Source organism: Blastomonas sp. SL216, from assembly GCA_026625625.1.
Lineage (GTDB): Bacteria > Pseudomonadota > Alphaproteobacteria > Sphingomonadales > Sphingomonadaceae > Blastomonas.
In genome coordinates this window covers 2,925,502-2,944,132 of sequence record CP113055.1, presented here as the reverse complement: position 1 = coordinate 2,944,132, position 18,631 = coordinate 2,925,502, and the positions used below count along the sequence as shown (strand labels likewise).

General features: G+C 65.9%; 14 protein-coding genes. 8 read left to right on the top strand and 6 right to left on the bottom strand.

Going from position 1 to position 18,631, the window contains the following annotated elements; translation table 11 throughout:
- Window positions 1-3 precede the first annotated feature (3 nt).
- Window positions 4-378 (top strand): PRC-barrel domain-containing protein, encoded by a 375-nt coding sequence (locus OU999_13860; protein WAC22823.1) that lies wholly within the window; start codon window positions 4-6, stop codon window positions 376-378.
- 38 nt (window positions 379-416) lie between these two features.
- On the opposite strand, the gene OU999_13855 is transcribed toward OU999_13860, so the two are convergent.
- From OU999_13855 to OU999_13845, 3 genes are all read right to left on the bottom strand, one after another.
- Window positions 417-857, bottom strand: coding sequence for a thioesterase family protein (locus tag OU999_13855; protein ID WAC22822.1), 441 nt, complete (start codon window positions 855-857; stop codon window positions 417-419).
- Window positions 858-878: 21 nt separating this feature from the next.
- Window positions 879-2,033, bottom strand: coding sequence for an acyl-CoA dehydrogenase family protein (locus OU999_13850; protein WAC22821.1), 1,155 nt, complete (start codon window positions 2,031-2,033; stop codon window positions 879-881).
- Between the two features lie 116 nt (window positions 2,034-2,149).
- On the bottom strand, window positions 2,150-2,929 hold the full coding sequence (locus tag OU999_13845; GenBank protein ID WAC22820.1) for an enoyl-CoA hydratase: 780 nt from the start codon (window positions 2,927-2,929) through the stop codon (window positions 2,150-2,152).
- A 128-nt stretch (window positions 2,930-3,057) separates the two neighbouring features.
- Between OU999_13845 and OU999_13840 the strand changes: the two genes are divergently transcribed.
- The 3 genes from OU999_13840 to OU999_13830 all read left to right on the top strand — a co-directional run bounded on the left by OU999_13840 (window position 3,058) and on the right by OU999_13830 (window position 8,623).
- Entirely contained in the window at window positions 3,058-4,245 is a 1,188-nt protein-coding gene (locus OU999_13840) for a hypothetical protein (protein WAC22819.1), read from the top strand.
- 94 nt (window positions 4,246-4,339) lie between these two features.
- Window positions 4,340-6,187, top strand: coding sequence for an alpha/beta hydrolase (locus tag OU999_13835; protein WAC22818.1), 1,848 nt, complete (start codon window positions 4,340-4,342; stop codon window positions 6,185-6,187).
- Between the two features lie 171 nt (window positions 6,188-6,358).
- Window positions 6,359-8,623 carry an NADP-dependent malic enzyme gene (locus OU999_13830; protein ID WAC22817.1) on the top strand — a complete coding sequence of 755 codons (2,265 nt, stop codon included), beginning with the start codon at window positions 6,359-6,361 and terminating at the stop codon, window positions 8,621-8,623.
- 14 nt (window positions 8,624-8,637) lie between these two features.
- On the opposite strand, the gene OU999_13825 is transcribed toward OU999_13830, so the two are convergent.
- Window positions 8,638-10,659, bottom strand: coding sequence for a response regulator (locus tag OU999_13825; GenBank protein WAC22816.1), 2,022 nt, complete (start codon window positions 10,657-10,659; stop codon window positions 8,638-8,640).
- A 158-nt stretch (window positions 10,660-10,817) separates the two neighbouring features.
- Between OU999_13825 and OU999_13820 the strand changes: the two genes are divergently transcribed.
- From OU999_13820 to fghA, 4 genes are all read left to right on the top strand, one after another.
- Window positions 10,818-12,659 carry a copper resistance system multicopper oxidase gene (locus OU999_13820; GenBank protein WAC22815.1) on the top strand — a complete coding sequence of 614 codons (1,842 nt, stop codon included), beginning with the start codon at window positions 10,818-10,820 and terminating at the stop codon, window positions 12,657-12,659.
- Window positions 12,656-13,696, top strand: coding sequence for a copper resistance protein B (locus OU999_13815; protein WAC22814.1), 1,041 nt, complete (start codon window positions 12,656-12,658; stop codon window positions 13,694-13,696). Before OU999_13820 ends, OU999_13815 begins: the two co-directional genes overlap by 4 nt.
- Window positions 13,697-13,773: 77 nt before the next feature.
- Window positions 13,774-14,886, top strand: coding sequence for an S-(hydroxymethyl)glutathione dehydrogenase/class III alcohol dehydrogenase (locus tag OU999_13810; protein ID WAC22813.1), 1,113 nt, complete (start codon window positions 13,774-13,776; stop codon window positions 14,884-14,886).
- Between the two features lie 11 nt (window positions 14,887-14,897).
- A complete protein-coding gene (gene fghA, locus OU999_13805; protein WAC25431.1) occupies window positions 14,898-15,737 on the top strand; it encodes an S-formylglutathione hydrolase in 840 nt (279 codons plus the stop codon).
- A 22-nt stretch (window positions 15,738-15,759) separates the two neighbouring features.
- On the opposite strand, the gene OU999_13800 is transcribed toward fghA, so the two are convergent.
- Together OU999_13800 and OU999_13795 are read right to left on the bottom strand one after the other, a co-directional pair.
- On the bottom strand, window positions 15,760-17,229 hold the full coding sequence (locus tag OU999_13800; protein ID WAC22812.1) for a DUF4403 family protein: 1,470 nt from the start codon (window positions 17,227-17,229) through the stop codon (window positions 15,760-15,762).
- A gap of 3 nt (window positions 17,230-17,232) precedes the next feature.
- Complete coding sequence (locus OU999_13795; protein WAC22811.1) at window positions 17,233-18,579, bottom strand: TldD/PmbA family protein; 1,347 nt, start codon at window positions 18,577-18,579, stop codon at window positions 17,233-17,235.
- Window positions 18,580-18,631 lie beyond the last annotated feature (52 nt).

Sequence of the window (18,631 nt, the reverse complement as noted above, 5' to 3'; positions counted from 1 at the left end):
AGGATGAACATGCAGGACAAAACGCTCGAGCGCGGGCAGGACACCATTTCCAGTGATCGCGTGGACGGAACCGCCGTCTATGGCGCCGACCGCGAGAAGATCGGCAGCGTGACCAACATGCTGATCAGCAAGCGCGAAGGCCGCGTGACCGACGTCATCGTCTCGGTCGGCGGATTTCTGGGCATCGGCAGCGAACTGCACAGCCTGCCCTGGTCGAAGCTGAGCTATGACACCGAACTCGGTGGCTATCTGGTGAACGTCACCGCCGATCAGCTCAAGGATGCGCCGCGCTTTTCCGAAAGCGACCGTGACCGCGCCTATGACCGCGACTATCAGTCGAGCGTCTACAATTACTGGCAGGTCCAGCCCTATTGGTAACAGCAAAAAGGCCGGAGCAGCGATGCTCCGGCCTTTTTTCAACCCGCAGTCTTGCGCACGAGCAGCTCTTCGTAGCGTTTGCGCAACGGCTCCGGGATCGGCTTGGGGCCGTTCTTGTCGGTGAGCACCAGCGTCGAGACGCAGGTGGCGACGCATACCCCCTGCTGGAAGGCAGCGGAATAGATGTCCCAGCTCGACGATCCGATCCGTCCGATGCCGCTCATCACCTCGACCGGGTCGGGGAAATGCGCTTCGGCCACATAATCGATCGACACCGATGCAATCAGCCAGCGTTCGCCGGGCTGGCGGCGTTCCAGCCCCAGATTGCGGTTGAACCGGACCCGGCCATTTTCGAACAGCGCCGCCATCGCGACATTGTTGATATGGCCGAGCGGGTCCAGATCCTGGAAGCGCGTTTCGGTTACGGTGCTGAACGGATAGCTTTCCGGATCGCGCTGCCAGGATTCTGATCTGGGCATTCAAATGGTCCTGTCAGCCGCTCAGAGCGAGCGACCGATCAGCTCCTTCATGATTTCATTGGTGCCGCCGAAGATGCGCGTCACGCGCGCACCGCGCCAGGCGCGGGCGATGGGATATTCGTTCATGTAACCGGCGCCGCCGTGCAGCTGCAGGCACTTGTCCATGATTTCCCACTGCAGTTCGGTGTGCCACAGCTTGGCAGCTGCGCCTTCCACGGCGGTCAGTTCCTTGGTTGCGTGGCGGTTCAGCGCCCAGTCGAGATGCGCCCAGCCTACCTGCAGCTTGGTCTTGAGGTCGGCCAGCACGAAGCGGGTGTTCTGGAAATCGAACACCGTCTTGCCGAAGGCCTTGCGGTCCTTCACGAAGGCGACGGTATCGTCATAGGCCTTTTGCGCCGAAGCCTGGGCCGAGACCGCAATCGACAGGCGCTCCTGCGGCAGCTCGCTCATCAGATAGATGAAGCCCTTGCCTTCTTCGCCAAGGCAGTTGGTCATCGGCACGCGCACATCGTTGAAGAACAGCTCCGAGGTATCGGCAGCGTCCTGGCCGATCTTGTCGAGGTTGCGGCCGCGCGCAAAACCTTCGCGGTCGGCTTCGACGAGGATGATCGACACGCCCTTCCATGCGGGCTGCACTTCGGTATCGGTCTTGGCGCACACCAGGATCAGGTCGGCATTCTGGCCGTTGGTGATATAGGTCTTCGATCCGTTGATGACGTAGTGATTGCCGTCCTTCTTGGCGGTGGTGCGGATGCCCTGAAGGTCAGAGCCCGTGCCCGGCTCGGTCATCGCGATCGCGGTGATCGTCTCGCCCGAAACGAGGCGCGGCAGCCACTTCTGCTTCTGCTCTTCCGACCCGTACTGGACCAGATAATTGACCACGATGTCCGACTGCAGCGAGAAGCCGAGCGGCGATCCGCCGAAATAGGCAGCTTCCTCATTGACGATGGCGTTGTAGCCGAAGTCGAGGCCCAGGCCGCCATATTCTTCCGGCACGGTGGGGCACAGCATGCCAAGCTCACCTGCCTTGGGCCAGATTTCACGTGGAACAATCTTTTCCTCGTCCCATTTCACCGCATTCGGGGCGACCTCTTCCTGCATGAAGCGGCGGACGGTCTGGCGGAAGGCCTCGTGATCGGGCGTATAGGCGGTGCGGGCAAGGGCATCGAGCGACATGGCTTCTCTCCGGTGAATCTTCGTCCGCACGATTCATGCCGCGCGGCAGCGTTGCAAGGTCTAGCGCGCCGTTGACGTAAACGTCAATCGCAATTTAATTGCGCGGTTAAGACGGTTCAGCTCTGGCTGCGGCCGCGCGCCATCACCGCCAGCCGCGCCTGTTCGACCGCTTCCGGCGCGACCTGACCATTGGCAGCGGCGGACCGTTCCGCCTCCAGCGCCAGTCCCTCACCGAATGGCAGCGCATAGCCCTGATCGATCAGCGCCTTATAGCCCGCGACCATGGCAGGGTCGATATTCGCCATGTCGCGGGCCAGTGCGGTGGCGGCAGGCAGCAGCGCATCGGGTTCCACCACGCGGTTGACCAGCCCCCAGCGTTCGGCGGTGGCGGCGTCGAGGAAATTGCCGGTCAGCGACAGCTCCTTGGCGCGCGAAATGCCGATCATCCGCGACAGCTTCTGCGACAGGCCCCAGCCGGGCATGATCCCTACCCGGGCATGGGTATCGGCAAAGCGGGCATGGGTCGATGCGATCAGCACGTCGCAGGCGAGCGCCAGTTCGAACCCGCCGGTGATCGCAACGCCATTGATCGCGCCGATGACCGGCTTGGCGCATTGCTCGACGGCCTTGACCGGATTGCGCTGCGGATCGGTGGCATTGGCCGCGCCCAGACCGTCGGTGCTGGCGCCCAGTTCCTTGAGGTCCAGCCCCGCCGTGAAGGCGCGTGTGCCCGCCCCGGTCAGCACCACCGCGCGCACCGCATCGTCGCGGGCAACGGCCAGCATCGCCTCGGCCAGTTCAGCGCGCAGCGCGGACGACAGCGCATTCATCGCCTCGGGACGGTTTAGCGTCACAACGGCGACGCCATCGGCGATATCAGTAAGGACGAGGGGCATTTGTCTCTCCATTTTGACTTTGATTCTCCGCCGTTCTGTGACGGCTTGCGCTATTATTCGGCTATCGGGTGGGCAAGGCGCATGATACTCTTCGCCACGGGGGTTCTTTCTTGCGACGGAGTAAACCAATGGCTCATCGCCTGCTTGCCGCGACCACGCTGCTGATGCTCTCTGCTGCCGGGCTAGCGCAAACCCCCGGACCGCTCAAGCGGGACGAGATCGTCGTCATCGGCGCCAGGCTGGATGAACTCAAGGCAGCGGTCGAACGCTGCGCGGCGGGCGGATGCACCGTGCGCGAGGATGTGATCGCAACGGTGCGCTATGCCGAGGCGGAGTTCCGCGAAGGCAATTACAACGATGCCCGGGCCGCTCTGGGCCGGGCGGTGTCGCGCACCAAGAAACAGGCCGATAGCGATCCCTTTGCCGTGGCCGAGCTGCACACGGCGCGGGCAACCGTCGCCTGGCATTATGGCGACCAGCGCGAGGCGCTGCGCGCGACCGGGGCAACCACCCGGCTGCTTGATCAGCACGCGCCGCAATCGAGCAATGCGCTGATGGCGCGGATGCGGCTGGTCCAGGCGCAGTATCAGCTCGACAGTCCGGCCTTCAACATCCAGCAGCTCAAGGACCTGTCAGAGGACGCGGCGAACGCCAATCAGCCGCTGATCGCCATGCGCGCCGATCTCGGCCGCGCGGCCATGCTGTACCGGAGCAAAAAGCGTGCGGAAGCCAAGGACCTGCTGGATGCCATCCAGGCGAGCGACCTTCCCCAGGCCACGACGATGCGCACCGCAGCGCAGATTCTTGCGATGCGGCTTGCCGCCAGCGAAGGCGATGTCGAGGCGGTCGAGACGCTGATTGCCAGGCTGACCCAGGAACAGAAGCGGCAGGGGCCGATGCTGGTCTGGGCACCGCCGATGCCGACACCTTATGGGCCGGGCGGCATGCCGATGGTCGACCGAACGGGGGTCGATACCGGCCGGTCATCGGATTACTATCCCTATTACTGGGTGGATATCGGCTTTGCGATCGGGCCCGATGGCCGGGTCGAATCCGCCGATGTGCTGCGCGGATCCCGAACGACCCACTGGGCCAAGCCGCTGGTCAAGGCGATTTCCCAGCGGCGCTATACCCCTGCGGCGGATATTGACGATCTGGCGGGTCGCTACCGCGTCGAACGCTTCACCCTGACCGCGCCGTTCGTGACGCCGATCAATTCGCTGATCCGCCGTCGCGGCGGCACCAAGCGGTTCGAGCAGATCGACCTTACCGTCGCGCCGCCCAAGCCGATCGCTGCGCCGACCGTACCGAGCTGAGATTCCCCTCGCTGCGCCGGGGCTTGCCTCGGCGCGGGCCTTGCTACACAGTGCGGGTGCCGATGGGTCGCGCTTCAGGCAGGGGAGCACCGCCGTGTCCCGCGCACAGCGCTTTCTGGAACGGTTCCGGTCGACAGTCGGCGAGCAGAACCCGCTCGACATGCTGCACGAGGATGCCGAAGGCTTTGGCGCATTGCTGGCCGAAGCGCCCGAGGCGCTGGCCGAGGCGCTGACGCAGGATGCGGGCCGTGCCCCTGCAGGTCCTGCCTTCGTCAATCCGCGCGCCTATGCCTCTGCCGCCTGCGATGCCGATGGCACCATATTGATCGCCGATCCTGCCTTTGCCGCCTGGGCCGCGCCGCTCAACCGGGGGCGGGCGGAGCTGGGCGCGCTCAGGGCCGGGCGCGCGAGCGTCTCGTACCTGCTCGAGGACAAGGGCAAGTTCATCGCGGTCGCCGCCGCCCCGCTGGCCGCGGCGCGCCACTGGCCGCTGGCAGCAGAGGTGCGGCGCGCGCTCGAACGGGGGGTGGCGGACTATGCGCTGGTCGCGCATCTGCCGCCGACGCTGCAGCCGCGCGGGCTGGCAACGGCGGCGCGGCTGTTCGGCTTCTCGGCGCGCGAAGTCAGCATGGCCGAAGCGCTGGTGCGCGGCGGCGATGTCCGCGAGGCGGCGCGGATGGAGGGCATCGGCTATGAAACCGGGCGCGATGCGATCAAGTCCGCCATGGCCAAGGCGGGGTGCCATCGCCAGGGCGAGTTCGTCGCCTTGTGCCTGCAGATCGAAAGCGGCGAGCAGCCCGGCGATCTCGCCATCGAACCGGTGCTATGCGACATATTCGGCCTGAGCGAACGCCAGGCGCGCATCGCCGACACGATCGCGCGCGGGCTGACGCGCGAGGAATGCGCGCAGCGGCTGGGCCTGTCGGTCAATATCGTCAAGGCAGAGCTCAAGGCGATCTTCGCGCAATGCGAACTGCAATCGGTGGTCCAGCTGACCACGCTGGTCGGGCATATCCAGGCGGTCGCGGCGCTGGCCGAGGCGACCGATATCGACCTGTCGGTGGCGACGCGCGGGGCAGAGCCGCTGCGCCTGTTGCCCCGCCGCGACCGGCCGGGGCGCATCGCCTTCGCCGATCATGGTCCGCGCGAGGGCATTCCGCTGATCTGCCTCCACACCGCAACCACCGGGCGGCACCTGCCGGCCACGGCGATCGCGGCGCTGCAGGCAGGCGGCATCCGGCCGATCACGCTCGACCGGCCCGGCTTCGGGCTGACCTCGATGGTCGAGGGCGATTATCTTGCGCACAACATGCTCGACATTCTCGAGATTCTCGACGCGCTGGGGATTGCGCGCACCTGCATCCTGGCGCGTGGCGGCACGATGGTGCTGGCGCATTTCGCCGTGCAATATCCCGATCGCTTCGATCGTGCGGTGGTGCTCAATCCCGAACCGCCCCCGGTGCGCGACGGGCGGCTCACCGGCCTGCACGGCCATGTCAAACGGCTGGTCTATTCGCGGCCCGGGCTGGTCGCGCCGCTCGCAACCCATCTGTCGCGCCGCGCCTCTGCGCGCACGGTCGAGCGGCTGGTGCTGCAGGTGGTGGGGGGATCGGCAGCGGATCGGGCGACGCTGGCGGACCCGGAAATCCTGGCGGCCTATGTCCGTTCCACCCAGCAGAGCGCGATGCAGGGCGGCGCGGGTTTCCTGGCCATCGCCCGGTCGGAACCGCATGATACCGTGCAGCCGCTCGCCGATGGCAGCGCCATCACCATCCTGTGCGGCGCGGAGGACAGCATGTATTCCGCGTCGGATTCGCTGCCCTATTGGCAATCGCTCTGGCCGGGCGCGAAAGCCGAGATCGTGCCCGGCACCGGACGGATGCTGCTGTTCCAGCGAACTGACCTTGTTGCAGCGGCATTGCGCGGCGATGGGGGCAGCTGACGCGGCATGCTGCGCAACATTTCCTGGTGACTGGACTTGCCCAATCCGTACCGTCACGGCTATGCAAGACCCAGCGGGGCGTCATCAAACCATCAGGCCGGATCAAGCGGCAGCACATAATCGGATCAACCAGCGGACGCAGGCTTGCGCCCGCCAGACAAGGGCCTGTCGATGAGCGAGAAAAGCAACGTCCAGTTCACCGAGCGCGAGGCGCTGCATTTCCATTCCGCCGGTCGTCCCGGCAAGATCGAGATCATCGCATCCAAGCCGATGGCGACCCAGCGCGACCTGAGCCTGGCCTATTCGCCGGGCGTTGCCGTGCCGGTGCGCGCCATCGCCGAAGATCCTTCCACCGCTTATGACTATACCGCCAAGGGCAATCTGGTCGCGGTGATCTCCAACGGTACCGCGATCCTGGGCCTCGGCAATCTGGGGGCACTTGCCTCCAAGCCGGTGATGGAAGGCAAGGCGGTGCTGTTCAAGCGCTTCGCCGATGTGGATTCGATCGATATCGAGGTGAATACCGAGGATGTCGACCGCTTCATCGAATGCGTCGAGCTGCTCGAACCCAGCTTTGGCGGCATCAACCTGGAAGATATCGGTGCCCCTGCCTGTTTCATCATCGAACAGGCGCTGAAGGAGCGGATGAACATTCCGGTCATGCACGATGACCAGCATGGCACCGCGATCATCTCCGCAGCGGGTCTGCTCAACGCCTGCTATCTGACCGGGCGCGAGCTCAAGGACGTCAAGATGGTGGTCAACGGCGCGGGCGCGGCGGCGATCGCCTGTACCGAGCTGATCAAGGCGATGGGCGTGCCGCACGACAATGTCTTGATGTGCGATCGTTCGGGCGTGATCTATCAGGGCCGCGAGGATCTGGACCAGTGGAAGTCGGCGCATGCCGCCAAGACCGACCGGCGGACGCTGGAAGAAGCGCTCGACGGCGCGGATATCTTCCTCGGCCTGTCGGCAGCCGGCGCGCTCAAGCCCGAAATGGTGATGAAGATGGCGCCTTCGCCGATCATCTTCGCCATGGCCAACCCGGACCCCGAAATCACCCCGCCCGATGCCAAGGCGGCGCGGCCCGATGCGATCATCGCCACCGGCCGGTCGGATTATCCCAACCAGGTCAACAATGTGCTGGGCTTCCCCTTCATCTTCCGCGGTGCGCTCGATGTGCGCGCGACGGCGATCAACGAGGAGATGAAGATCGCGGCGGCCAAGGCCATTGCCGAGCTGGCGCGCGAGCAGGTGCCCGAAGAGGTGGCGGCGGCCTATGGCGGCGCGACGCAGAAATTCGGCGTCGATTACATCATCCCCGCGCCGTTCGATCCGCGGCTGATGGAGGTCGTCTCGGGCGCGGTGGCGCAGGCGGCGATGGACACCGGCGTCGCGCAAAAGCCGATCGAGGACATGGCGGCCTATCGCCATTCGCTCAAGAGCCGGCTCAACCCGACCACGGCGGTGCTGACCCAGGTCTATACCGATGCCCGTGCCAATCCCAAGCGCGTGGTGTTTGCCGAGGCCGAGGAAGAGGTGGTGCTGCGCGCCGCGATCCAGTTCCGCGATGGCGGCTATGGCACGCCGGTGCTGGTCGGCCGCGAACAGCGGGTGCGCGACAAGCTGAAGGAACTGGCGGTCGACGATCCGATGGCGTTCGAGGTGCACAACAGCACCAACTCGCCGCTGGTGCCGCATATGGTCGACGTGCTGTACGAACGGCTGCAGCGCCGCGGTTACCTCAAGCGCGACGTCAAGCGCATGGTCAACCAGGACCGCAACATCTTCGGCTCCGCGCTGCTCCATCTGGGCGAGGCCGATGCGATGCTGACCGGCATCACCCGCACCTTCGGCCAGTCGATGCGCGAAATCCGCCGCGTGCTCGATCCCAAGCCGGGCGAAACCCCGTTCGGCATCCATGTCATGGTCGGCAAGAGCCACACCGTGTTCCTGGCCGATACCACGGTCAACGAACGCCCCGATGCCGAGGAGCTGGCGTGCATTGCGGAAAATACCGCGCATGTGGCGCGGCGTCTGGGGCATGAACCGCGCGTGGCGTTCCTGTCCTATTCCAATTTCGGCAACCCCTCGGGGCGCTGGCTGGACAATATTCGCGACGCGGTGAGCATTCTCGACCAGCGCGGGGTCGCCTTCGAATATGAAGGCGAGATGTCGCCCGACGTTGCGCTCAACCCGCGGCTGATGGCCAATTATCCGTTCTGCCGCCTGTCGGCCCCGGCCAATGTGCTGATCATGCCCGGCCTGCAATCGGCCAATCTTTCGGCCAAGCTGCTGCGCGAACTGGGCGGCGATGCTATGATCGGTCCGATGCTGATCGGCATGGAAAAGCCCGTGCAGATCGCCGCGATGTCCTCGACCGCAGGCGACCTGCTGACGCTGGCGCTGCTCGCCTCGTCCGGCGTGGTCGGCTGATCAGGAACGATTGATCAGGATGGGGGTGCGGCGGCGAGCGTCCGCCGCACCAGCGCCACCAGATCATCGGGCGCAAAAGGCTTGGTGATCAGCACATTGTGCGGGCAGCTTTCCAGCGCGCCGCCGGCATAGCCGGTCATCAGCACGATCGGGATTTCGGGCCAGGCCTGATGGACTTCGGCGGCGAGCGCCTTGCCGTCGAGCCGGGGCATGGTGATGTCGCTCAGCAGCAGGTCGGGCCGCTGCTCGGCAGCGCGCATCATGTCGAGCGCCGACTGGCCGTCCTCGGCCTCGATCACGCGGAAACCTGCTTCCTGCAGCACATCGCTGACATGCGTGCGCAGCGCGGCATTGTCCTCGGCCAGCAGGATGGTGCAGTCCGCCCGGCACTGGGCTTCGCCATCCCCCGCAGCACGGCCGCCCGGCAGGTCGTCATAGACATCGCCGGTCACCGGCAGCCACAGGCTCAGCGTCGTGCCGTCGCCCGGCGCGGTCTTCAGCGTCACGAAGCCGCCCGATTGCGCGACAAAGCCCTGGACCTGGCTCAGCCCCAGCCCGGTACCCTTGCCGATTTCCTTGGTGGTGAAGAACGGCTCGAAAATATGCGCGGCAATATCGGCGGGGATGCCCGAACCGGTGTCGTTGACGCAGAAGCGGACATAGCGGCCCGGCGGCGCATCATGGCCGTCGCCCATATCCTCTTCGGTGCGCAGAGCATTGGCGGCATGGATGGTGATCGTGCCCGGCTGCTCCATCGCATCGCGCGCATTGACCACCAGGTTGAGCAGCGCGTTCTCCAGCTGGCTGGCGTCGACCGTGATCGGCCACAGGCTGTCGGGACACTCGACCGCCAGCGCATGCCGTTCGTCCAGCGCCTGCGCCGCGAGGGGGCCCAGATCGCGGATCAGCTCGGTCGGCTTGATCAGCGTCGGGGTCAGCGACTGGCGGCGGGCATAAGCCAGCAGGCGCTGCGTCAGGTTGGCCGCACGGCTTGCCCCGTCGCGGGCATTGACGATCGCTGCCTCCGCCCGGTCGACCTGGCCAGTGGCGATGCGCTTTTGCGCGATGTCCAGATTGCCCGAAATGATGGTCAGCAGGTTGTTGAAATCATGCGCGATGCCGCCGGTGAGCTGGCCGATCGATTCCATCCGCTGCACCTGGGCCAGCTGGGCCTCGGCGGCGCGGGCGCGAGTGATGTCGCGCGCGATGCCGAAGACCAGCTCGCCCTCGCGCGCCAGGCTCCAGCTTGCGTAGATCGCCTGGCCGTCGCGGCCGCGCATTTCGCGCTCGACCTGCACATCGCTCTGCCCGCTGGCAAGCTGGACGACTTCGGCTTCATGTGCCTGCGCGAAAAAGTCGCGAATATGGCCCTTGCCGTCGGCGGGAACCGGGCCGAACGCCTTTTCCCAGGCCGGGTTGCCCGCCACCAATATGCCGTCGGTCGTGGTGATCAGCATCATGTCGAGCGACGAATCCCACAACCGGTCGCGCTGGTCGGCGGCCAGATCGGCCGCAAGCTGTTGATGAATCAGCTGCTTGCGCAGTTCGAGCAGCGCCGCCACCTGGCTCGCGAGTGCGGCAAGCAGCGGCGCACCATCAAAGCTTGCGCGCGGCGTGCTGTCCGACAGGCAGATCGTGCCCAGCGCGAAGCCATCGGCATTGATGATCGGCGCTCCGGCATAAAAGCGGATATGCGGCGGGCCGGTGACCAGCGGATTGTCGGCAAAGCGCGGATCGGCCAGCGCGTCGAGCACGACCATCACCGCGTCCGACCGGATGGCATGGTCGCAAAAGGCGATGGAGCGCGGGGTTTCGGTCAGCGCCAGGCCTTCGGACGCCTTGAACCACTGGCGCTGCTCCTCGATGATCGAGATAAAGGCAGTCTCGGTGCCGCCCAGCGCGCGCGCGATCGACACCAGGCCGGTATAAAGACCATTGTCGCTGTCTTCGGACGACAGCTGATAGGCGCGCAAGGCATTGAGCCGCGCGGCATCATCGTCGTTCCGGAAACTGGCATGGCTGAGGTTAAGCAGCATCGACCCGTCCGCTTGCATGGCGGCACGCGCCATTGTTTCGCGCCAATATAGGCGGATGATCGCCTAGCGCCAGCGGCAGGGGTGCTTTTGTTGTGGGGGACAGTGGCATTTGACCGTCCAACCCCCTAAATGCGGGGGGCAAATATCTAGGACGCCACATGAATCTGTCGCTTGATCGCCGCACCTTGCTGCGCGCTGCCGGTCTCGGCGGGGCCGGGGCTGCGCTGGCCGGTGCCTTTCCCGCCTGGGCCCGGTCGGGCACGACAGGCCTCGCCGAGCCACTGCCGCAGGTGTCGGGCGAGGATATCCGCCTGAAGATCGCGCATCAGATGATCCGGATCCATGGCCGCAACCACCATGCCATCGGCATCAACGGCACCGTGCCCGGCCCGCTGATCCGGCTCAAGGAAGGCCAGAATGTCCGGCTGCATGTCGAAAATGCGCTGGACGAGGACAGCTCGATCCACTGGCACGGGCTGATCCTGCCCTTTCACATGGATGGCGTGCCCGGCATCAGCTTTCCCGGCATCAGGCCGCGCAGCACCTTCACCTATGAATTCCCGATCCGCCAGGCGGGGACCTATTGGTATCACAGCCATTCGGGGCTGCAGGAACAGATGGGACATTATGGCCCGATCGTGATCGATCCTGCGGGCGAGGACCCGGTCCAGGCGGACCGCGAACATGTCATCGTGCTGTCCGACTACAGCCCGCTGCACCCGCATGTGATCTTCAGGAAGCTCAAGCAGATGGGGGGCTATTTCAACTTCCAGAAGCAGACGCTCGCCGATCAGCTGCGCGGCGAGAATCAGCGCGGCAAGGAGCGCGCCTCATGGGGCGCGATGCGGATGGACCCGACCGATATTGCCGATGTCACCGGCTCCACCTATACCTATCTGGTCAACGGCCATGGCCCCGATGACAACTGGACCGCGTTGTTCGCGCCGGGCGAGCGGGTGCGGCTGCGGATCATCAATGCGTCGGCGATGACGACCTTCAACCTGCGCATTCCAGGCCTGCCGATGACCGTCGTGCAGGCCGACGGGCTGCCGGTGCGTCCGGTCGAGATCGACGAGATGCAGATCGCGGTGGCCGAAACCTATGAGGTCGTGATCGTGCCCCAGGAGGCGCGCGCCTATGCGCTGGTGGCCGAAAGCGTCGACCGGTCGGGCATGGCGGCGGCGACGCTCGCGCCTGCAATCGGCATGCTCGCCGAGCGCCCGGCGTTGCGCAAGCGCCCGCTCGCCGACATGAAGGACATGGGCATGGGCGCCATGGGCGGTGGCGCGATGGCCGGAATGGACCATGGCGCGCCTGGCCAGGCCTGTGCCCCCGAACATGCCGCGATGGGTCATTGCACGCCGGATGCTGCCAGCGATCATGGCGCGATGGACCATGCGGCGATGAACCATGGAGCGATGGATCATGGGGGCGGCATGGACCACAGCATGCGCGATTTCTCGCTCGCCCCCGACAGCGTGAAGAAGACGCCCACGGTTCAGACCATCTCGCCGATGCCGGTCGACCGCACCGGCGAGCCGGGCCAGGGGCTGGCCGATGCCGGGCACCGCGTGCTGGTCTATGCCGATCTGGTCGCGCAAACCCGCAACCCCGATGTGCGCGCCCCGGAGCGCGTGCTGGAGCTGCACCTCACCGGAAACATGGAACGCTATATGTGGGCGTTCGATGGCGAGAAATTCTCGGAGGTGAAGGAGCCGATCGCGTTCACCGAGGGCGAGCGGGTGCGGGTGAAGCTGGTCAACGATACGATGATGGGCCATCCCATCCACCTGCACGGCCATTTTTTCGAACTGGTCACAGGTCATGGCGACCATGCTCCGCGCAAGCATACGGTCAATGTCCAGCCCGGCGGAACCGCGACCTTCGACTTTACCGCCGATGCCGTGGGCGACTGGGCGTTCCACTGCCATATGCTCTATCACATGCATGCCGGGATGATGCAGACGGTGACCGTGCGTCCGCGCGAGGAACAGGCGTGATCCGGCTGTCATGCGCGGCCCTGGCGCTGCTGATCGCGGGGCCCGCACCGGCGCTCGCCAAGCATGCGCATCATCAGGCGCCGCCGGACGCACCGGCAATGGCATGCGCGCCCGAGCATGCGGCGATGGGCCATTGCGAAATGCCGGCCCAGCCGGAGTCAGAGCCTGAGCCTCTGCCAGAGCCTGCGCCCGTACCGGCATCCGACCCCGATTGCCCGCCTGAACATGCCGCGATGGGGCATTGCACACCGTCTGCCGCGCCGCCCGCCGACCCGCAGGCGGTGGGTACTGCCCTGCCCGCAGGCAATGCCCCGCCGCCGCCTGCGCCACGCGCCGATTATGCCGACCGCATCTGGGGGGCAGAGGCCATGGCGCCGGTGCGCGAAGCCTTGCGCAAGGAACATGGCGGCGCGAGCTTCAGCCAGATCATGGTCGATATTGCCGAGCTCCAGGTGCGCCAGGGCCGCGAGGGCTATCGGTGGGAAGGCGAAGGCTGGTTCGGCGGCGATATCAACCGGCTGGTGATCAAGACCGAGGGCGAAGGCGGCTTTGGCGACGCGGTGGAGGATGCCGAAATCCAGGCGCTCTACAGCCGCGCGATCGGGCCCTATTTCAACCTGCAGGCCGGTCTGCGCCAGGATATCGAACCCAGGGCGCGTACCTATGCCGCGTTCGGCGTGGAAGGGCTTGCCCCCTATTGGTTCGAGCTGGAAGCGCATGGCTTTGTCTCGGACAAGGGCGATCTGCTCGCCCGGATCGCCGCCAGCTATGACCAGCGCATCACCCAGCGGCTGATCCTGCAGCCGCGCGCCGAGCTTAATTTTGCCGCGCAGGATGTGCGCGCCAGCGGAATCGGTTCGGGGCTCTCGGACGCCGAGTTCGACCTGCGCCTGCGCTATGAAATCGTCCGCGAGTTCGCGCCCTATATCGGCCTGTCGTACAGCGCGAAGCTGGGCGACAGCGCCGATTTCGCGCGCGCCGATGGCGAGGACCCGACCAGCCTCAGTTTCGTGGTCGGCATGCGCACCTGGTTCTGATGGAAGTTGCGCCTTAACGGCTGCCGCCTGGGGTGCTAGAGGCTGCGCAACCCCATCAACGAGAAAGTCTGCGACCCATGAAGACCCGTGCCGCCGTTGCCTTTGAAGCCAAGAAACCGCTGGAGATTGTCGAACTCGACCTGGAAGGTCCCCGGCCAGGCGAGGTTCTGGTCGAGATCATGGCGACGGGCATCTGCCATACCGATGCCTATACGCTTGACGGGCTCGACAGCGAGGGGATTTTCCCCAGCGTGCTGGGGCATGAGGGCGCCGGAATCGTGCGCGAGGTTGGCGCGGGCGTGACCTCGGTCAAGCCGGGCGATCATGTCATCCCGCTCTACACCCCCGAATGCCGCCAGTGCAAAAGCTGCCTTTCGGGCAAGACCAACCTGTGCACCGCGATCCGCGCCACGCAGGGCAAGGGCCTGATGCCCGATGGCACCACGCGGTTCAGCTACAAGGGCCAGCCGATCTACCATTACATGGGCTGCTCGACCTTTTCGAACTTCACCGTGCTGCCCGAGATCGCCGTGGCAAAGATCCGCGAGGACGCCCCGTTCCAGTCGAGCTGCTATATCGGCTGCGGCGTCACCACCGGCGTCGGTGCGGTGATCAACACGGCCAAGGTGCAGGTCGGCGACAATGTCGTGGTCTTCGGCCTGGGCGGCATCGGCCTCAACGTCATCCAGGGCGCGCGGCTGGCGGGTGCGGACAAGATCATCGGCGTCGACATCAATCCCGATCGCGAGGAATGGGGCCGCAAGTTCGGCATGACCGACTTCCTCAACTCCAGGGGCATGAGCCGCGAGGACACGGTCGCCAGGATCGTCGAAATGACCGATGGCGGCGCCGACTATACCTTTGACGCGACCGGCAACACGGACGTGATGCGCACCGCGCTCGAGGCCTGCCATCGCGGCTGGGGCACCTCGATCATCATCGGCGTGGCCGAAGCGGGCAAGGAAATCGCGACTCGTCCGTTCCAGCTCGTCACCGGGCGCAACTGGCGCGGCACCGCGTTCGGCGGGGCCAAGGGCCGCACCGATGTGCCCAAGATCGTCGACATGTATATGCAGGGCAAGATCGAGATCGACCCGATGATCACGCATGTCATGGGTCTGGAAGAGATCAATACCGCGTTCGACCTGATGCACGCAGGCAAGTCGATCCGCTCCGTGGTGGTATTCTGATGCCGGTCGCGGTGGAAACGATCTCGTCGGTCAAGAGCTTTGGCGGCGAACAGGCGGTGCTGCGCCACGCGTCCGAGGTGACCGGCACCGACATGACCTTCTCGGTCTTCGTGCCCGATCATGCCGAAGGCGCGAAACTGCCGGTGGTGTGGTACCTGTCGGGCCTGACCTGCACGCACGCCAATGTCACCGAAAAGGGCGATTTCAGGCGCGCCTGTGCCGAGCTTGGCCTGATCCTGGTCGCGCCCGATACCAGCCCCAGGGGCGAGGGCGTGGCGGATGACCCGGAAGGTGCCTATGATTTCGGTCTCGGCGCGGGCTTCTATGTCGATGCGACCGAGCAGCCGTTCGCGCAGCATTACAAGATGTGGAGCTATATCACCGAGGAACTGCCGGAGATCATCGGCGACTGCTTCCCGGCGGACATGGCGCGCCAGTCGATCATGGGGCATTCGATGGGCGGCCATGGTGCGCTGACGATCGGCCTGACCCATGCCGAGCGTTTCCGCGCGGTTTCGGCCTTCGCGCCGATCGTCGCGCCTTCGCAGGTGCCCTGGGGCGTCAAGGCGCTGACCGGTTATCTGGGCGAGGATCGCGCAGCCTGGCGCAAGCACGATGCCGTCGCGCTGATCGAGGATGGCGCGCGCGTTCCGGCGCTGCTGGTCGATCAGGGCGATGCCGACAGCTTCCTGGACGAACAGCTGAGGCCGCAGCTGCTGGAGGCGGCATGTGCACAGGCGGGCATCGATCTCACGCTGCGCCTGCAGCCGGGCTATGACCACAGCTATTATTTCATCTCCACCTTCATGGAGGATCACCTGCGCTGGCATGCCGCGCGGCTGAAGGATTGAGTATCGGTCCGGCGCTGGCCAATCAGGGCTGTATGGTGACGCTTGCGGTACCGCTCGCCCAGACCGGCAGATACAGCCCTGCGCCTGCCGCCTGGAGCTGGCCGGTCTTAGCGCGCTTGAGCTCGGCCCGGATGATCAGGTCGCCGGTGCGCTTGGTCTCGATCGCGCGGTCGATCTTGCCCAGCAGTTCGGCATAATCGCGCTCGAAATTCTGCGCCAGCAGATCGGCGACCATCGGCGCGACGCCGGGGGCGTTGATCAGCTCAAGGATCAGGTCGCCGCCGGTCATGTCGGTGGTGCCGGTGACCTCCAACTGGTCGAAGCCGACCCGGCGCGAATCCTCGGCATTGACCGGCTTGGCTGTCATCCACACCGTGCCCGATGTCGGCGTCTTGCTGCCGCGTTCGTGCGCGCTGAAGGTCAGGCCGACCGCGATCCTGCCGCCGGTGGTGCCATAGATGGTGGCCGCCTTGAATGTCGCGTCGACCGGGTTGAGCCCCGGCACCACGAACGGACGGCGCGATCGCTTGCGCAGCGCCTCGATCAGCACCGGCTCCAGCGCACGATAGTCACCAAAAACGGGCAGGAAGAAGCTGAGCGCGCCGGTCTGTGCCTCAAGCGGCTGCATCGGCGGAAGCCTGGTCGGCTTGCGCGGGCGTGGGCGGTGGCCGACATAGGTTTCGGTGAGCGCCCGCATCCCCAGCTTCAGCCGCAACCGCCCCTGTGCAATCTCGTACCCGCCATATTGCAGCGCGCGCGGGGTGATGCGCATCCACACTTCCGGATTGCGTTCGTTCAGCACCACCGAGGTGAAGGCCGAGCCCCAGGCCTTTTCGATCTGGCGGCGCAGTTCCAGCCGGCCCAGCTGGCCCGGCAGCTCGCGCTCCAGCTTCGCCACTACCGGCGCCAGCTCGCGCTCGGCGGCCTGGGTAAAGCGGATCTTCTGGCCCAGAAACTCGATATGCGGTTCGGTGGTCCATGCATAGCTGAGGTCGAGCGTACCGCGCGGGGTCCAGTCGCGCGCGATGTCGAGCCGGATATCGGCATGCACCATCGCCCGCGCGGTCGCGGTCTCGCGCTTGAGCAGCCCCGCAATATCCTCGGCGCGGACCACGGCGGTGATCGGGATGGACAGGCGGATGCGCTGGCCGGACCCGGCCACCGCGATCCGTCCACGCGTCACCTCGCCGACGATTCGGCACTTGATCTTGGGTGTCTTGACCTTGGCAATGCCCAGATCGAGCTTCTCGCTGGCGACGCAGATCTGGTCCTTCTGGTCGATGCTCCACAAGCGGCGCGGCACTTGCCGCTCCATCGCGCGGGCCAGATTGCCCAGGTCCGCCTCCACCGGCACCGAAACGATCGAGGCCTGGGGCGGGATGGTGATCGCATCATCGGTGCGCGGCGGACGGCCTTCATCGCGCCAGCCGCCGCAGCCGGTGAGCAGGCCCGCCAGCAGCAGCGCGACAGCAGCCAGGGCGCGAGATCGCATCGCTCAGCTGCTCGCCACGACCATGCCGTCGATGCGCAGCGTCGGCACATTCACGCCATAGCGAAATTCCAGGTCATCCGCCGGGATGAGCGCAGCAAACATGTCCTTGAGATTGCCGGCAATCGTGATTTCGCTGATCGGCTCGGCCAGCTGCCCGTCGCGGATGATGAAACCGCTCGCGCCGCGGCTGTAATCGCCGGTCACGCCATTGACGCCCATGCCGATCAGCTGGGTGACATAGATGCCGGTCTGGATATCGGCCATCAGGGCTTGCGGGCTTTGCGTTCCCGCTGCCATGTGCACGTTGCTCGACCCGGTCGAGGGCGCCCCGCTGATGCCGCGCGCGGCATGGCCGGTCGGCGCTTCGCCCAGCTGCCGGGCAGAGGCGCTGTCCATCATCCAGCCGGTGAGCACGCCCTGGTCGATCAGCCGCCACGGCGCGGTGGGCAGGCCCTCGCCATCAAAGGCGCGCGAGCGCTGGCCGCGCGGGCGCAGCGGATCATCGATGATGCTGACCATCGAATCGAACACCGGCTTGCCGCGCCGGTCGAGCAGGAAGCTGGTCTTGCGGGCAATCGCCCCGCCAGAGATCGCGCCAAGCAGCGATCCGATCAGCGATCCGCCGGCGCGCTTGTCATAAATGACCGGCATCGGCCCGCTGGCGATCCTGCCCTGGCCCAGCCGTTCCACCGCGCGCTCACCGGCGCGGCGGCCGACATCCTCGGTCGATTCGAGATCGACCAGAAAGCGCGTGCTGTGCGAGGCCGAATCGCGCTCCATCTGTCCGTCGCGCGCAGCCAGCACGCTCGCGGCGATGCCATAGCGGCTGCCGCCATAGCTGCCGGAAAAGCCGTGGCTGGTCGCAAGCGCCATCACCGAACGCACCGCGCTGGCCGATCCGCCCTCGCTGTTGGTGACCCCGGCCACCGCGCGCGCGGCATCTTCGCAGGCGAGCGCCAGTTCGCGCAAGCGCGCCGGATCGGGATCACCGCCATCGTCGAGTTCGAGATCGGGCAGCAGCCCGCGCATCAGCCGCTCTTCGGGGGCCAGGCCTGCATAGGCATCTTCGGGGGCGAGGCGCGCCATGGCCACCGCGCGCTCGGCAAGCGTGGCCAGACCCTGGGGGCTGACATCCGCGCCCGAGACGCTGGCCGACTGTTTCCCGTGGAACACGCGCAGGCCGATCGCCGCGCTTTCGGAACGCTGCACATCCTCCAGCGCGCCCAGCCGCATCTGCACATCGGTCGAGGCATCGCAGGCAAAGACGGCGTCGGCGGCGCTTGCGCCTGCTGCCATCGCGCGGGCGACAAGATCGTGCGCCAGGTCTCTGGCTTGGTCGGGGGTCTGCATCAGCCGCGTTTAGGCCGCTGACAGGCCATGGTCAATTCAGCCGACAGTTTCA

Coding starts and splice junctions, on each gene's coding strand:
- OU999_13855 (WAC22822.1), bottom strand. CDS start 857: ATGCCCAGATCAGAATCCTGGCAGCGCGATCCGGAAAGCTATCCGTTC.
- OU999_13840 (WAC22819.1), top strand. CDS start 3,058: ATGGCTCATCGCCTGCTTGCCGCGACCACGCTGCTGATGCTCTCTGCT.
- OU999_13850 (WAC22821.1), bottom strand. CDS start 2,033: ATGTCGCTCGATGCCCTTGCCCGCACCGCCTATACGCCCGATCACGAG.
- OU999_13800 (WAC22812.1), bottom strand. CDS start 17,229: ATGCGATCTCGCGCCCTGGCTGCTGTCGCGCTGCTGCTGGCGGGCCTG.
- OU999_13860 (WAC22823.1), top strand. CDS start 4: ATGAACATGCAGGACAAAACGCTCGAGCGCGGGCAGGACACCATTTCC.
- OU999_13795 (WAC22811.1), bottom strand. CDS start 18,579: ATGCAGACCCCCGACCAAGCCAGAGACCTGGCGCACGATCTTGTCGCC.
- OU999_13825 (WAC22816.1), bottom strand. CDS start 10,659: ATGCTGCTTAACCTCAGCCATGCCAGTTTCCGGAACGACGATGATGCC.
- OU999_13810 (WAC22813.1), top strand. CDS start 13,774: ATGAAGACCCGTGCCGCCGTTGCCTTTGAAGCCAAGAAACCGCTGGAG.
- OU999_13845 (WAC22820.1), bottom strand. CDS start 2,929: ATGCCCCTCGTCCTTACTGATATCGCCGATGGCGTCGCCGTTGTGACG.
- OU999_13830 (WAC22817.1), top strand. CDS start 6,359: ATGAGCGAGAAAAGCAACGTCCAGTTCACCGAGCGCGAGGCGCTGCAT.
- OU999_13820 (WAC22815.1), top strand. CDS start 10,818: ATGAATCTGTCGCTTGATCGCCGCACCTTGCTGCGCGCTGCCGGTCTC.